The organism is Longimicrobiales bacterium, assembly GCA_035764935.1.
Classification (GTDB): Bacteria; Gemmatimonadota; Gemmatimonadetes; order Longimicrobiales; family RSA9; genus DASTYK01.
This window is the reverse complement of record DASTYK010000093.1, coordinates 12530-27972: the sequence shown is the minus strand read 5'-3', so window position 1 is coordinate 27972 and position 15443 is coordinate 12530. Positions and strand designations below refer to the sequence as shown.

The window sequence follows — 15443 nt, the reverse complement described above, 5'->3', positions numbered from 1 at the left end:
CCGGCCAGCGCGCCGTATGATGCGCGACCAGCCCATTCACGGACGAGAGATGTCATGAAGGAAACGACTGCCACCGGCAGGCGCAGCCGTACGCGTTCCCGCGCCGGCCTGCTGCTCCTGCCTGCACTGCTCCTGTCCCCGCTCGCCGGCTGCGCGCCCACGGCCGCACCGGAACGCCCCACCGCTGCCGCCGGTTTCACAGCCGGCGATCCTGCGGGCGGCGTGCCTGCGGTCGCGCAGCACGGCATGGTCGTGTCCGCCAGCGCACTCGCGTCAGAGGTCGGCGCACAGGTGCTGCGCGAAGGTGGCAATGCGATCGACGCCGCCATCGCGACCGGCTTCGCCCTGGCAGTCACCTACCCGACGGCCGGCAACATCGGCGGCGGCGGATTCATGGTGATCCGCTTCGCGGACGGACGCACGACCACCTTCGACTTCCGCGAAAAGGCACCGCTCGCAGCGGACTCGATGATGTTCGTCGACTCGACCGGGGAATACAGCTACGACATCCACCACCGCAGCCACCTCGCCGTGGGTGTGCCCGGCACCGTCGCAGGCTTCGCGCTCGCGCACGAGCGCTACGGCAGCAGCGAGTGGAGCTCACTGGTCGAGCCAGCGGTTGCGCTGGCCCGCGACGGCTTCCAGTTGCCGCAGGGACTCGCACGCTCACTCGCGGGCGTGCTCGACAACATGGCGCCCTATGCCGCCAGCGTGCAGCAGTTCTCCAGGGACGGGACGCCGTACCGGGAGGGCGAGCTGTTCCGCCAGCCGGACCTCGGCCGCACGCTGCAGCGGATCGCGGACCACGGACGCGACGGCTTCTACCGCGGCGAGACCGCCCGTCTCATCGCGGAGGACATGCGCCGCAACGGCGGGATCATCACCGAGCGCGACCTCGAGCTGTACCAGGCGCAGGAGCGCGCCCCGATCCGGGGGAGCTACCGTGGTTACGACGTGATCGGCATGCCGCCGCCGTCCAGCGGCGGCATCGCGGTGGTCGAGATGCTGAACATCCTCGAGGGCTATGAGCTCGCGGAGATGGGCCACAACTCGCCCGCCTACCTGCACCACCTCGCCGAAGCGATGCGCCGCGCGTTCCGCGACCGCGCGCAGTACGTCGCCGACACCGACTTCTTCGACGTGCCGATCGACCGGCTCACGAGCAAGGAGTACGCTGCCGGGCTGCGTCGCACCATCGATCCGCAGCGCGCGACGCCGTCGAGCGTGGAGGACCTCGTCGCCGACGCGGAAAGCGAGCACACCACGCACTACTCGGTCGTCGACGCGGAGGGCAACGCCGTCTCGGTGACATACACGCTGGAGCAGGGCTACGGCTCCAAGATCACCGTGCCGGGCGCGGGCTTCCTGCTCAACAACGAGATGGGCGACTTCAACGCGAAGCCGGGGCTGACCACCGAGACCGGGCTGATCGGCACCCGCCCCAACCTGGCGCGCCCGCAGCAGCGCATGCTGTCCAGCATGACCCCGACGATCCTGGAACGGGATGGCCGGCTGTTCGCCGTGATCGGCAGCCCGGGCGGTCGCACCATCATCAACACGGTGCTGCAGGTCGTGCTGAACGTGATCGAGTTCGACATGAACGTGCAGGAGGCCGTGAACGCCCCGCGCATCCATCACCAGTGGCTCCCTGACGTGCTGCGGATCGAGGAAGCGGGCGGTGATCCGGCGCTGGTCCGCGCACTGGAGGCGATGGGCCACGAAGTGAGCGCACGCGGGCGACAGGGCACGGCGCACTCGATCGTGGTGCTGCCTGACGGTGCGATCAGTGGCGCGCCGGATCCGCGGGACGCGGACGCGGGGGCGGCGGGGTACTAGCGCTCGTGCTGGACGGTCTTCGATAAGGGCAGAGCGGCCTCGTTTTCACGCAGAGCCGCAGAGGTGCGGAGGCGCAGGGTTCTTTCCCTGACGCCTCTGCTCTTTTTTTTCACACAGAGGTCACAGCGGACACGGTGGTCACGGCGCGTCGTCGCGTGCCGCCGTTTCCCGGCATGGAAGCATCACTTGTTGTAGTTGTTTTTCACAACGCGCAGGTGACGAAGCAGGATCAACGTTCGTCGTCCGCGAAGCGAAATTATTAATACGGGTGCTTACAGGGCGGACGGCGGCGTGTCACGCAGAACCTCAGCGCCCTCAGCGCCTCGGCGGTGAAAAAATCCGTTCCCGAGCCTAAAAGAACAGCCGATCGACCACCAGCAGCACGAGCATGGCAGGCAGATACGTGACGGACGCCAGGAACAGCCGGAGCGCGTTGCGATCGGTGCGGTCACGCGCGAAGCGGTGCGCGACGACGTAGAACGCGATGCCGAGCGCCAGGGCACCGACCAGGTAGAGCAGGCTGCTCAGTCCGACCACGGTCGGCAGGGCGCTGGCGAGCACCATCGCGATGGTGAAGCCGAGGATCTGGCGGACCGTGCGGTCGCCGTTGACGTCATCGACGGTCAGCAGGCGGAAGCCGGCGCGGCGGTAATCGTCGCGGTACATCCACGCGAGTGCGTAGAAGTGCGGCATCTGCCAGAGGAACAGGATCGCGAAGAGGGCGAGTCCGCCGGTGCCGATGGAGCCGCGGGCCGCGGTCCAGCCGGCCAGGATCGGGAGCGCCCCGGGGATCGCGCCGACGGGCGTCGCGGTCCAGGAGAAACGCTTGAGCGGCGTATACACGACGACATACGTGATGATGCTGGTCGCGACGAGCAGCATCGTGAGCGCATTGACGAGCAGGGTCAGGTAGAGCAGTCCGACGGCGGAGAGCAGCAAGCCGAAGGACGCGGCGGTCGCGGGGGCCATGCGGCCCGAGGGCAGCGGTCGGCCGCACGTACGGCCCATGCTGCGGTCGATCTCGCGCTCGGCGTACTGGTTCAGTGCCAGTGAGCCGGCCGCGGACAGTGCGGTGCCGAAGAGCGTGTGCAGGAACGCGATGAGCGGGAACGCGCCCGTCGTCGCAAGGAAGAACCCGGCGGCCGTCGTCATGACGACCATGCGGGTGATGCCCGGCTTTGTCAGCTCATAGAACGCGCTGAATGCGGCACGCAGCGGCGCGACGTTCCGGTGCGCGGGTGCGGACGTGTCGACTACACGGCTGGCCTGCGCCCGGGGCGGCGCATCGGCTCGGATCAACCTTCACCTCCTGAGCACGCCGGCACGCGTGTCGAGCCACAGCGTGCCGGCAGCCGAAACCCGTTCTGTCACAACGACTCTGATGAGCAGGCAGGGATCGGCAGAATCCCTCGAAGCTAACCGGGATGCGCGGGGGTGTAAAGCTCGGCGTGTGGTGGGTCGCGGCGTTCGGCGGCCGCCGCTTTCTGCACGCGCACGCCACAGAACTTGAACTCCGGAATCTTGCCGAACGGGTCGAGGGCGGGGTTGGTGAGCAGGTTCGCCGCGGCCTCGACATAGCAGAACGGGATGAAGACGGCGCCGGCCGGCACTCCGTCGTCACGCCGCGCCTGCGCGGTCAGCTCGCCGCGCCGCGATGCCACGGAGACCTGGTCACCCGGCCGGACGCCGAGGCGCTCCATGTCGGCCGGGTTCATGCTGACGTGCGCGACCGGCTCGATCGCGTCGAGCACGCCGGCGCGGCGTGTCATCGCACCAGTATGCCAGTGCTCGAGCAGTCGCCCGGTGATCAGGACGGTCGGGTACTCCTCGTCCGGCGGCTCGTCGCCCTGCGTGAACTCGGCGGGCGCGAAGGTGGCGCGGCCGTCCTGCGTCGGGAATGCATCGGTGAAAATGACCTCGTCGCCAGGATCCCCTTCGTTGCGGCAGGGATAGACGACGCCGTGCTCGCGCTCGAGCCGCTCCCAGGTGATGCCGGCACAGCTCGGCACGGCCTGCCGGATCTCGCTCCAGACGTCGGCCGGGCCGGTGTAGCTCCAGTCGAGGCCCAGTCGGCGCGCGAGCTCCTGGATCAGCTCGAGGTCCTGGCGTACTCCCGCGGGCATGTCCAGCGCGGTGCGGCCGAGCTGCACGCGCCGATCGGTGTTCGTGTACGTGCCAGTCTTCTCGGGGAACGCGCTGGCCGGCAGTACCACGTCCGCGAAGCTCGCGGTCTCGGTGAGGAAGATGTCCTGCACGACGAGCCAGTCGAGTGCCGCGATCGCCTCGCGGGCGTGCTGCACGTCGGGATCCGACATTGCCGGGTTCTCGCCCATGATGTACATGCCGCGGATCTGCTTCCGCTTCGCGGCGTTCATGATCTCGACGACCGTGAGTCCCTTGTCCGGGTCGAGCGCGGCTCCCCAGAGCTTCTCGAAGTACGCGCGCGTCTGCGGGTCCTCGACGGAGCGGTAGTCGGGATAGACCATGGGAATCAGCCCCATGTCGCTCGCGCCCTGGACGTTGTTCTGCCCGCGCAGCGGATGCAGCCCCGTACCGCGCCGTCCGATGTTGCCCGTCATCAGCGCGAGCGAGATCAGGCAGCGCGCGTTGTCCGTGCCGTGCACGTGCTGCGAGATGCCCATCCCCCAGAAGATCATGGACTGCCGCGACGAGGCGTAGAGCCGCGCGGCCGCCCGGACCTCGGCGGCCGGCACTCCCGTGAGCGGCTCGACCGTTTCGGGTGCATACGCCCTGACCGTCCTGCGCAGCTCATCGAAGCCGCGCGTGCGCCGCTCGATGAACTCGCGATCGATCAGGTCGTCCTCGATGATCACGTGCATCATCGCGTTCAACAGCGCGACGTCCGCACTCGGCCGGAACTGCAGCACGTGTGTGGCGAGCCGTGCCATCTCGGTGCGCCGCGGGTCGGCGATGATCAGCCGCGTGCCCCGCTCGATCGCGTTCTTCATGAACGTCGCTGCGACCGGATGGTTCACGGTCGGGTTCGAGCCGATCACGAACATCACGTCCGCGTACTGCACGTCGCTCACCGGGTTCGACACCGCGCCGCTGTTCAGGTTCTCCATGAGCGCGGCAACGGAGGAGGCGTGACACAGTCGGGTGCAGTGATCGACGTTGTTGGTGCCGAATCCCGTGCGCACCAGCTTCTGGAACAGGTACGCTTCCTCGTTGCTGCCCTTGGCAGAGCCGAACCCGGCCAGGGCACGGCCACCGTGCTCGTCACGGATGCGACGCAGCCCATCGGCGGCCCGCTCCAGCGCCTCCTCCCACGTCGCCTCGCGAAACGCGCTGAGCGGATCGGCCGGATCGACGAGGCGGTCCGGATCCTTGGGAACGTCCTCGCGGCGGATCAGCGGCGTGCGCAGCCGCTGCGGGCTGTGGACGTAATCGAAGCCGAAGCGCCCCTTCACGCACAGGCGCCCCCGGTTCGCGGGACCGTCGCGGCCCTCGACGCTGATGATGCGGTTGTCGCTGATGTTGTACGTCGTCTGACAGCCGACGCCGCAGTACGGGCAGAGCGATTCGACCTGGCGCGCAGGCGTGTCGTTCAGTGTGCGCAGGATCATGGCACGACCTCCGGCAGCAGGTGAGTCTGGCTAGCCTGCCAGCAGTGACAGCGACGGCAGCAGCGCACCCGTCGGGCACGCCTGCACGCATTCGCCACAGCCGACGCACGTCGACTCACCCATCGGATCATCGAAGTCGAAGACGATCTTTGCGGCATTGCCGCGATTCGCGTACCCGATCACGTCGTTCACCTGCACCTCGCGGCACGCACGCACGCAGCGCGTGCACTGGATGCACGACTCCAGGTGCACCTGGATACCAGGATGCGAGAGATCCGGCGCGGGCTGGGCCCGCATCGGAAAGCGGCCGGCGCTCACACCGAGCCGCGTGGCCCAGTAGCCGAGCTCCGTTTCCAGTCCGGGCGGCTGCGGCGCATCATTTACGAGCAGCTCCAGCACCAGCCGCTGCGAGTGCAGTGCACGCTCGCTGTCCGTACGTACCGTCATCCCGGCCACGGGCCTGCGGCTGCACGACGCGGCCAGGACGCGTTCGCCGTCGATCTCGACCATGCACGCACGGCAGTTGCCGTCCGGACGCATGCCTTCCATGTAGCAGAGGTGCGGGATCGAGACGCCATGCCGCTCGGCGGCCTGCAGGATCGTTTCGTCCGGGCGTGCCTCGATCTCCCGGCCGTTCAGCGAGAAGCGCACCGGTTCACCGGTCGGCGCATGGCGGCCGAAGCCGAGCCGTGCCTCCAGCAGGGCGACGGATGTCTCGGCGCCCTGCGGGCCGAGCGGGTTCACACCCGGAGCGATCGGTGCATTCGGCGTTGCGCCATCCAGGCCGCTCATGAGTCAAGCTCCTGCGGAAAGAAGCGCAGCACACTGCGGAACGGATTCGGCGCGGCCTGGCCGAGGCCGCAGATCGATGCGTCGCTCATCACCTGCGCGAGGTCCTGCAGCACGGGGAGGTTCCAGCTTTGTTCGCGCATCAGCAGCTCCGACTTCGCTGTGCCGACGCGGCACGGCGTGCACTTGCCGCACGACTCGTGTGCGAAGAACTCCATCAGGTTGTGCGCCGCGTCCCTGACGCTGTCGTGCTGCGACAGGATGACGACCGCCGCCGAGCCGATGAAGCAGCCGTACCGCGCGAGCACGTCGAAGTCGAGCGGTTCGTCGCCCAGCGATGCGGGCAGGATGCCGCCCGAGGCACCACCGGGCAGGAACGCATACAGCTCGTGGCCGTCGGGCATGCCGCCGGCGAGCTCGATCAGCTCACGCACACTGACGCCGTTGCCGGCAAGGTAGACGCCGGGACGTCGCACGCGACCGCTCACACTGAAGTAGCGCTGGCCGCTGCGGCCGCGCTGTCCCCTGTCGCGAAAGGCTTCCGCTCCACCTTCCAGGACGGTGCGCAGCCAGTACGCCGTCTCGACGTTCTGCACCAGCGTCGCCCAGCCGAAGATGCCGGCCTGGGCCGGAAACGGCGGCCGCAGCCGCGGCTCGCCACGCTTCCCCTCCGTCGACTCGATCAGCGACGTCTCCTCGCCGCAGATGTATGCGCCCGCGCCGCGTCGCAGATAGATCGGCGGCAGGGTGCACGGCGGATCCGCGGTGAGCGCCGCGATCTCACGTTCGAGGATGCTGCGCGCCGCCGCATACTCGTCCCGCAGGTAGATCACCAGTGCACCCGCATCCACCACCCACGAGGCGAGGAGCGCACCTTCGAGCACCCGGTGCGGATCGGACTCGAGGCAGAACCGGTCCTTGAACGTGCCGGGCTCGCCCTCGTCCGCGTTGATGGCGACGCAGCGCGGCGCCGGCGCGGCGCGCACGAACTGCCACTTGCGTGAAACCGGGAAGCCTGCGCCGCCGAGTCCGCGCAGGCCGCTCGCTTCCACCTCCGCGATCACGTCGTCGATCGTGCGATCGCCGTTCACACACGCGGCGAGGAACTGGTATCCGCCGCCCGCGCGATACGCTGCATAGTCCGGGTATGCCGGCAGAGTCGGCTCGGTCTCGCCACGGCGCACGACCTCCGCGACCGACGCCGCACTCGCATGGTCGACCGGGTTGCGGCCGACGACGGCTACGGGTGCGCCATCACAGCGGCCGACGCACGGTGCGGCCAGCACGCGGACGCCCGCCCCGAGCGAGGCACGAAGCGCATCGAGCAGAGCGTCGCTCCCGGCGAGGTGACACGCGATGGAGTCGCAGACGCGGACCGTGATGGGCGGGGGTGCGACGTCGCCCTCCTTCACCACGTCGAAGTGGTGGTAGAAGGTCGCGACCTCGTGGACCTCTGCCGGCGTCAGGCGCAGCTCGAACGCGAGTGCATTGAGCTGCGCGACCGGCAGGTGACCGTTGTGATCCTGCAACAGGTGGAGGTATTCGATCAGGAGATCGGGCCGCCGCGGACGATCGCCCAGAAGTGCCTGCACCCGGGCCAGTGCGGCCGCATCGATCGCACGGCCCTTGGGAGCCGGACGCAGGTCCGCCCGGGCAAAGGCGCCGCCGCGCTTTCTCTTGCCAGTCGACATCGAGCGCGTCCTGCGGAGGGCGTTGAGGGATCCTCCCGCAAGTTGGTCGCAGGGGCGGGGCGCCGCAAGCGTTTACAGAAACAATGGCAAGGCGATTGCGTTGACGGAGGGCAGCGTCGGCTGACGGGAACCGGGCGGTACCGGGCCGGCAACGAGGAGGGATAGGCCTGTGAGTTACGCCAGAATCTCCGTGTGTGGTGTCGTCGAGTACCCGTGTGCCGGCTCGTGCGGCGACTGGATCCGCGAGCACGAAGCGATCTGGGTGCTGGACTCGGGGAAAGTCGCAGTGACCGGCGGGCAGCCGTACTGTCCGGCGTGCGCGGGTGCGGCCCGCGGAGTGGCGGCTCCGACCGCGGCCTAGCTCCGGCCAGTTTGTGCGATTGCCTCCGCGAGGCGTATCGCGGAGAGCGGAGCGGATCCCTCTGCCTTGTTGTTGATACAGATGATGACGTCACGTTCATCGCGCGCGCAGTCCAGGCTGACGCGCGCGATCTCGTTCCGGGTGGCGGGGTCTTCCGCGACGAGCCGATTGAACGGGGCGTAGCTCGCACGCGCACCTTCGTAGTCCAGCCCTTCGCGCAGCATCCATCGGACGACCAGCATCGGATTCGCAGGAGCGGGAATACGGTCGAGCTGCGCATGCAGTGGCAGCATGCTGGAGTGCACCGTGTAGCAGTGTGCTGCACCGGTCGCTTCGAGCGTCCGGGCATACGCAGCCGTCATGAGTGCGGGGGTGCGCAGTTCCACGGCGTAGACGGGTCCCCGCGGGAGTGCCTCCAGGAACTCGTGCAGCATGGACGCGAAGCGAGCGGGTCCGCCGTGGCGTGCAGCGGTGCGTGGCGAGAACTGGAAGACGATTGCACCGAGCCTGCTGCCGAGCCCGGTCGCTGCGGGCTGCACCACCGCGAGCGCCGCATGCTCGGGATCCAGGAAGCGCACGCCGGTGGTCGACTCTGCGTCGGGGTCGGTGAGCAGCCGGTCGGCCTTGACGAGGAAGCGGAAATCTTCGGGGACAGCGTCGGCGTACGCCGCGAACGTGTGCGCATCGATCGGCGCGTAGTACGTGCGGTCGATGGATACTGCACGCAGGAGGGGATGGCGGGCGTAGGCGGCGAGTCCGTCCCGTGCGAGCGTCTGCTCGGAGTGCGGACGGTCGTAGACGATGCCGGCCCAGCCCGGAAACGACCACGACGATGTGCCGAGCCGGATACGCGGTGGCACGCGCGCCCGCAGTGCCGCATGCGTGGCAGCTGCCGCTGTGCTCTGCACTCCGGTGGGCCCGCCGAACAGGTCGAACTGCCCCCCTGTGCTCACGGGCTGCCGTTGCGCGCGACGGGCGTTGCGGTGCAGGTTCGCTGCGTCATGCGTCTCCTGTTCATGCGCGCCGTGGGCGCGGAGGTTCGATGATGAAGCGGGCTCTGATTGCCGGACTGCTGGCGTTTGCCGGCGGATGCGCAACCTCGGCGCCGGCACCGCCCGTCGCAACCGCGCCGGTTCCGGCGGACACGCAGCCGCTGCGGCCACGGCACGCCGTGCGGCCGGTCCCGTACACGAACGCGTTCCGTGCTGCCATCGAGCGCGGCACGCGCACGGAAGAAGGGCTGCCGGGTCCGCGCTACTGGCAGCAGCGGATCGAGTACCGGATCGAGGCGGAGCTGGATCCCGCGAGCGCGCGGCTGAGCGGTGCGGAAACGATCGTCTACCACAACAACTCACCCGACACGCTGCGCGAGCTGCGCTTCATGCTGTACCAGAACGCATTTGCTCCTGGTGTGCAGCGGGTGCGGCGCGTCCCGATGACGGGTGGCACCAGGCTGGAGCGCGTCGTGGTGGAAGGCAGGCCGGCGCGCGAGGGGCCGGTGCTGACCGGCCCGCTCACGTATGCAGTGGACGGCACGCAGATGCGGCTCGCGCTGCCGGGAGCGCTGCCACCCGGCGGCAGCACCACCGTGCAGATCGCGTGGAGCCAGCTCGTGCCGCCACGCGGCGCGCCACGCACCGGCCACGCGGACAACGAAGCATTCGTCGTCGCGCAGTGGTACCCGCAGGTCGCGGTCTACGACGACGTGAACGGATGGCACTCCATCCCGTACTGGACCAACGGCGAGTTCTACCTCGAGTACGCGGACTTCGACGTCACTCTGACGCTGCCCGAGGGCTGGCTCGTGGATGCGACGGGCGTGCTGCAGAACGCGGACGAGGTGCTGCCCGGCACTGTGCGCGCCCGGGTGGCGCGTGCGCTCGCACAGGATTCCGTGGTGCAGGTGGTCACGGAGAACGATGTCGAGGAGGGCGCGGCGACGGAGCGCGCGCCCGGCGGGCAGCTCGAGTGGCGGTTCGTCGCAGGCAATGTGCGCGACTTCGCGTTCGCGACGTCGAATCGGTACGTGTGGGATGCCACTCGCGCGATCCTGCCGGACGCACACGGCGACGGGCGCCCTGACACGGTGCTCGTCAATGCGCTGTATCGCCCTGACTTCCCCGCCTGGCGGGAGGGCGCGCGCTACACGCGCCACGCCGTGAGCTTCCATGCCGAGCACTGGCATCCGTACATCTACCCGAAGATCACGTCCGCGGAAGGACCGATTGGCGGGATGGAGTACCCGATGCTCGTCTTCATCGGCTCGCCCTCGGATTCCGTGGCGCTGTACTCCGTGATTTCGCACGAAGTCGCGCACCAGTGGTACCCGATGATGGTCGGGTCCAACGAGAGCCGCTACGCCTGGCAGGACGAGGGGCTGGTCACCTACATCGAGGACCTCTCGGTGCCCGACATCTTCCCGGGGCTCGAGCCCGCACTCGCCTCGCAGCGCTCATACCTGCGCATTGCCGGCAGCGACAGCGAGGGCGAGATCATGCGCGCGCCGGACCTGTTCGGCATCGGACCCCAGTACGGCGTCGCGGCGTACACCAAGCCCGGCACGATGCTGCGCGCGCTCGCCGGAGTGGTCGGCGAGCAGCAGGTGCAGCAGGGATTGCAGATGTACGCGCAGCGCTGGCTGCTGAAGCATCCGACACCGTGGGACTTCTTCGCGACGATGGAAGCGGCCGCAGGTCGCGACCTCGACTGGTTCTGGCACCCGTGGTTCTTCGAGACTGCAACACTCGACCAGGCGATTCTGCAGGTACGACAGGATTCGACCGGCGCGGAGATCGTCGTCGAGGACCGCGGCGAAGCGCCGATGCCGGTGATCCTGCACGTCACGCTGGCAGACGGCGCCGTCGTCGAGCACACGCTTCCGGTGGAACCGTGGCTGGAGGGGAAGACGCGCCAGGTGCTGCGCGTGGATGGGCAGGTCGTGCGGGTCGAGATCGATCCGGAACAGTGGTTCGCGGACGTGCAGCGCGGGAACAACGTGTGGGCTGCGGGAGCACAGTGAAGCTGTTGCGTGCTGCCGTTGCCGTGCTGGTGCTCACGATCGGTGGCTGTGCGCTGCCGCAGTGGCCCGTGGGCGGGACAATGACCTCGCCCTATGGCCTGCGCTTCCTCGGCTGGCGCCCCGACATCCACGAGGGCGTCGACATTGCGGCACCCGAAGGCAGCGATGTACGAGCGATGAGCCAGGGGCGGGTATCGTATGCGGGTGCGATGGCCGGCTACGGCAACGTCGTGTTCCTGCGACACAACACGGGCATCGTCACGGTGTACGCGCACCTGTCGTCGATTGCCGTGCGTGCGGACCAGCTCGTGAATCGCGGCGATGTCGTGGGGCGTGTCGGCCGCAGCGGCAACGCCAGCGGCGCGCACCTGCACTTCGAGGTGTGGATCGATGGTCGCAGCGTGGATCCGGTCCTGATGCTCGGCGCGTTTCCGCGGCGCTAGACCGGCTCAGCCGCGCATAACCTCTTCCGCGGCGATCGTCGCACCGCGCAGCACGGGTCGTCGCTCGCCCCATCGCTCATCCCGGAACGTGTCCAGCTCGGCGCGCGTGCGCTCCGGCGTCCACTCGAGCAGCTCGCTCATGAGCAGTGCAGCCGGCGCGGCGCAGTCGGCGCCGTCGCACGAGCCCGCACCCACGTGGGCATGGCGGAACAGGTCGGCGAGCGTCCTGCAGCCCTCGACCTCGATGACATAGCGTATTTCCGCGGGCGTAACGGCTTCACTCCGGCAGATCGGCGCGAGCTCGTCGGGTCCCGCGCCGCGGAAGATGTCACGGACGCGGGAGCCGTGACGCCGCCAGATGCGCTCGAGAGCGGCGGGCGGCAGCGGGATGTCGCGGGCCAGCACCGTGAAGTCCGGCTGCGTTTCTGCGCCCGGCAGCGGGCGTGTGCCGGTCTGACATGCCGCAGCGGGGCGCGGGATCTTCTTCAGTGCGAGATCGACCGTCTCCTCGGCCTGGATCCGGTAGGATGCGAGCTTGCCGCCGACGATGGAGATCAGCCCGGGCACGTTGTCCCGTTCCTCGTGGTCGAGGATCTCATGGCGGCGGGACAGTGCGTCCTCGCCGACACCCCATTCGAACAGCGTGTTGCGCACGCCTGCCCACGCGCGGATCGGTCGCCACTGGCGGGCCTGTGGCAGTGCGTACGCGGCGGCCTCGATCACGTACTCGACCTCGTCGCGGCTGATGTCGAGCGAGACGCGGGCAGGGTCGCCGTAGTAGTCGTCGTCGGTGGTGCCCACGATCGTCTCGGCGCCGTGCGGCACGAGGAACATCGTGCGGCCGTCGCGCCCTTCCAGGATCAGCCCGTAGTTGCCGATCCGCCGCTCGAACGTCACATGGATGCCCTTGCCCGGCCGGAGCGAGCAGGTCGCGCCGGCCAGTGAGGCAACGCGTCCGGCCCAGGGGCCGCCGGCGTTCACGACCAGGCGGCCTTCCACGTCCCATTCGCGACCGGAGATGCGGTCGCGGGCGCGCACGCCGCGGAGCTCGCGGCCGGAGAATAGGACGTCGACGACCTCGGTGTGCGGGAACAGGTCCGCCCCGGCCTCCTTCGCGTCCAGCGCGTTGAGCGCGGCCAGGCGGTAGACGTCGCAGCCCCATTCATCGAGCGTGAGTGCACCCTCGACCTCACCGGCCAGGCCCGGCTCCAGGGCCAGGGCATCGTCGCGGGACAGGCGGGCGTGCTGCAGGCCACCCTTCCGCCTGGCCATGGGATCATACGCGGAGAGGAACGCCTCGGTCGCCTCGCGCATGAAGCGGCTGCCGGGGAAGAGCGGCCAGAGGAACGGGATCCGCCAGGTCACGTGAGGCGCGATCCCGCGGATCCGTCCCGCATCCTCGGACGAGAGCCGTGTCGTCGGTATGTCGTACAGCAGGTAACGCATCCCGCCGTGCACCATCCGCGTAGAGCTGCCCGTGGTGCCGGCGCCCCAGTCCTCGCGCTCGAACAGGGCGACCGACATGCCGCGCAGCGCGGCATCACGCGCAGTGCCGGCGCCGTTGATGCCGCCGCCGACGATGACCAGGTCGTAAACCATGGTGCGCAAGGTGCGGCGCCCGCCCGGGCGGGGAAAGGGCTGGCGGCGCGTGCTGCGGATTCGACACTCCCGAACCTTGGAAGCCGCGAGCGGTACTTGTTAGGAATGGACGCGCAACGCAGGAACCCGGAGCTGGATCGCCGCTGGCGGCGGGCATGGTGGATGGCCATGCTCGCGTCGGCCGGCGTGCACCTGGGCCTTTTCCTGCTTTTCCGCGCCGGCCTCATCGAGCCGCCCTCTCCGTTTTCCGCGGCCGGGCCCCGTGCGGGCGATCCGAACGCGGCGGCGGGTGGCGGGATGCAGGCCGTCGCCGTGCGCATCAGTCTGCCGGAGGCGCCGCAGCCGATCCCCCGTCCGCCAGTGCCGCTGCCGATGCCTGCCGAGGAGCGCGTCGAACCGGAGGAGGTCGAGCCCGCCGTGGTCGAGCAGCCGGACGGCCGGATCGGTCCGGTCACGCTGGACGTTTCGGGCGGCAGTGGCACGGCCCCGACGCCTGGCGTGACGGGCGGCACCGGGGCCGGCGACGGTGGCACCGCAGCCGAGGGGCTGTTCCGCGTCGTTCCCCCGTCGCCTCGCGGCCTGATCATGCCGCCCAGCAACCCGCCGAAGAAGGTGCGGGGCCGGGAGGTAGACGTGTGGGTGTTCGTGACGGACCGGGGGCGGGTGGTCGACGATTCCACGCGCGTGCTGCCGAGCACGGGCGATCGCGGCTTCGACAGCAAGCTGCGCGAGCGGGCGGCGCAGTGGGTGTTCGAGCCGGCGAAGAAGGGTGGCCGGGCGGTGGCCGAGTGGTTCCGCTACACGATCATTCTCTGAGCCGCGGTGGCGGCTGTCAGCCGCACCCCATCCGGCCTATCTTCCGACAGCGCAAGCATTCCGGTCCGCCTCCCAGGGGAGTCGCGCCGGCGATCACTGGAACGGCCGCGCCGGGCGCGGCCGCACGATACGGAGACGCATGATACTCAGGCGATTCGGCAGCCGGCTCCATGAAGTGAAGCCCAACTTCGATGCGCGGGCCATGACGGAGATCAGCTTCCTGCGCGGCTCGGCACTGGAGGACAGCGCGGACGAGTGGCTGGAGGCGCACGAGCGGGTCGGTGAGCACCGGCTGGCGGCGACGGCGGCCGGCGACGTCCAGAACGAAGCGGAGGAGTCGCTGCTGGCGCAGCTCGAGTCGCAGCTCCAGGAGCTCGCCGGCAGCCTGCAGCCGAACGAGGCGCTGCTGGTCGAGAACGAGCCGGGCAACAATTACCCGAAGACTCGCCTGCGGCAGAAGACCGTGGTCGTGGACGGCGCGAACCGGCTGCACTTCGATGCCGAGGTCGATCCGCCGCTCATCATCGGGCACTACCGCCGCCGGAGCTGATGCAACTTCCGGCCGGATACCGTGAGCTGGATGTCGGTGGTGCTGCACTGGTAGCGCGGGCGGACGCCTTCGAGCGCGCGCGCCACGCAATGATCGAGCACGGTACGCTGTACGAGTGGGCGGCAAACCAGCCCGGCGTGCGGGCACTGCACGGACGAGGTGAAACGCGGGTCGTCCCGCTGGAGACCGGTGCCTGGGTGGTGCGCCACGCATTTCGGGGCGGTGCCGTCGCCCGCCTGCTCGGCGACAGGTACCTGCGCAGCGGCGAGCCGCGCCCGTACGCGGAGCTGCGCGTGAGCCACGGCCTGCGTCAGCACAACATCGAGACGCCGGCGGTCGTCGCCTTCGCGGTCTACCCGGACGGCATGTTCTACCGCGCGGACATCGTCACGGAATACATCCCGGATTCGGTCGACCTCGCGACATTGACGTTCGGCGAGCATCGGGCGCCGCCCGGGCATCGTGTGGCCGCGTGGCGTGCCGCCGGTGCCCTGCTGCGGCGCACGTTCAACGCGGGGTTGCTGCACCCCGACCTGAATCTTGGCAACATCCTGATTGCCGGTGATCCGGAATCGCCACGCGCGTGGATGATCGACCTGGACCGGGCCCGCCTGGGTGGTGACATGACGGCGGGGCGTCGCGTCGCGATGCAGCGACGGATGAACCGATCGCGCGAGAAGCTGGAGGCGAAATTCGGCCAGGCCGTGGGCCGCATGGAGCTGATCGCGTTCGGGGAAGCGCTCCATGGGTGA

Annotated in this window: 13 protein-coding genes; 7 read left to right on the top strand and 6 right to left on the bottom strand. The window is 69.2% G+C overall.

Annotated elements, in window-relative coordinates; translation table 11 throughout:
• Positions 1 to 54: 54 nt before the first annotated feature.
• On the top strand, positions 55 to 1836 hold the full coding sequence (gene ggt / locus VFU06_07600; protein HEU5209258.1) for a gamma-glutamyltransferase: 1782 nt from the start codon (positions 55 to 57) through the stop codon (positions 1834 to 1836).
• 351 nt (positions 1837 to 2187) lie between these two features.
• On the opposite strand, the gene cyoE is transcribed toward ggt, so the two are convergent.
• The 4 genes from cyoE to VFU06_07580 all read right to left on the bottom strand — a co-directional run bounded on the left by cyoE (position 2188) and on the right by VFU06_07580 (position 7903).
• Positions 2188 to 3135, bottom strand: coding sequence for a heme o synthase (gene cyoE / locus VFU06_07595; protein ID HEU5209257.1), 948 nt, complete (start codon positions 3133 to 3135; stop codon positions 2188 to 2190).
• Between the two features lie 116 nt (positions 3136 to 3251).
• Positions 3252 to 5423, bottom strand: a complete 2172-nt coding sequence (gene fdhF / locus VFU06_07590; GenBank protein ID HEU5209256.1) for a formate dehydrogenase subunit alpha — start codon at positions 5421 to 5423, stop codon at positions 3252 to 3254.
• Positions 5424 to 5453: 30 nt separating this feature from the next.
• Complete coding sequence (locus VFU06_07585; protein ID HEU5209255.1) at positions 5454 to 6215, bottom strand: 2Fe-2S iron-sulfur cluster-binding protein; 762 nt, start codon at positions 6213 to 6215, stop codon at positions 5454 to 5456.
• Positions 6212 to 7903, bottom strand: a complete 1692-nt coding sequence (locus VFU06_07580) for an NAD(P)H-dependent oxidoreductase subunit E (protein HEU5209254.1) — start codon at positions 7901 to 7903, stop codon at positions 6212 to 6214. Before VFU06_07580 ends, VFU06_07585 begins: the two co-directional genes overlap by 4 nt.
• Positions 7904 to 8072: 169 nt before the next feature.
• On the opposite strand from VFU06_07580, the gene VFU06_07575 reads away from it, so the two are divergent.
• Positions 8073 to 8264, top strand: coding sequence for a hypothetical protein (locus tag VFU06_07575; GenBank protein ID HEU5209253.1), 192 nt, complete (start codon positions 8073 to 8075; stop codon positions 8262 to 8264).
• On the opposite strand, the gene VFU06_07570 is transcribed toward VFU06_07575, so the two are convergent.
• Positions 8261 to 9217: a DUF72 domain-containing protein gene (locus VFU06_07570; GenBank protein HEU5209252.1), complete on the bottom strand. Its 957-nt coding sequence runs from the start codon at positions 9215 to 9217 to the stop codon at positions 8261 to 8263. The two genes, VFU06_07575 and VFU06_07570, sit on opposite strands and share 4 nt — an antisense overlap.
• An 89-nt stretch (positions 9218 to 9306) precedes the next feature.
• Between VFU06_07570 and VFU06_07565 the strand changes: the two genes are divergently transcribed.
• Both VFU06_07565 and VFU06_07560 read left to right on the top strand, forming a co-directional pair.
• Positions 9307 to 11283, top strand: coding sequence for a M1 family metallopeptidase (locus tag VFU06_07565; GenBank protein ID HEU5209251.1), 1977 nt, complete (start codon positions 9307 to 9309; stop codon positions 11281 to 11283).
• On the top strand, positions 11280 to 11726 hold the full coding sequence (locus tag VFU06_07560; protein ID HEU5209250.1) for a M23 family metallopeptidase: 447 nt from the start codon (positions 11280 to 11282) through the stop codon (positions 11724 to 11726). Before VFU06_07565 ends, VFU06_07560 begins: the two co-directional genes overlap by 4 nt.
• Positions 11727 to 11732: 6 nt before the next feature.
• Here the strand turns inward: VFU06_07560 and VFU06_07555 are convergent, their stop codons facing one another.
• Positions 11733 to 13325 carry a glycerol-3-phosphate dehydrogenase/oxidase gene (locus VFU06_07555; GenBank protein ID HEU5209249.1) on the bottom strand — a complete coding sequence of 531 codons (1593 nt, stop codon included), beginning with the start codon at positions 13323 to 13325 and terminating at the stop codon, positions 11733 to 11735.
• 105 nt (positions 13326 to 13430) lie between these two features.
• On the opposite strand from VFU06_07555, the gene VFU06_07550 reads away from it, so the two are divergent.
• The 3 genes from VFU06_07550 to VFU06_07540 all read left to right on the top strand — a co-directional run bounded on the left by VFU06_07550 (position 13431) and on the right by VFU06_07540 (position 15443).
• Positions 13431 to 14141: a hypothetical protein gene (locus VFU06_07550; GenBank protein ID HEU5209248.1), complete on the top strand. Its 711-nt coding sequence runs from the start codon at positions 13431 to 13433 to the stop codon at positions 14139 to 14141.
• Between the two features lie 139 nt (positions 14142 to 14280).
• On the top strand, positions 14281 to 14691 hold the full coding sequence (locus tag VFU06_07545; protein ID HEU5209247.1) for a hypothetical protein: 411 nt from the start codon (positions 14281 to 14283) through the stop codon (positions 14689 to 14691).
• The gene (locus VFU06_07540; GenBank protein HEU5209246.1) at positions 14691 to 15443 is read left to right on the top strand and encodes a lipopolysaccharide kinase InaA family protein; all 753 of its coding nucleotides are present in this window, start codon (positions 14691 to 14693) and stop codon (positions 15441 to 15443) included. The genes VFU06_07545 and VFU06_07540 overlap by 1 nt, the downstream gene beginning before the upstream one ends.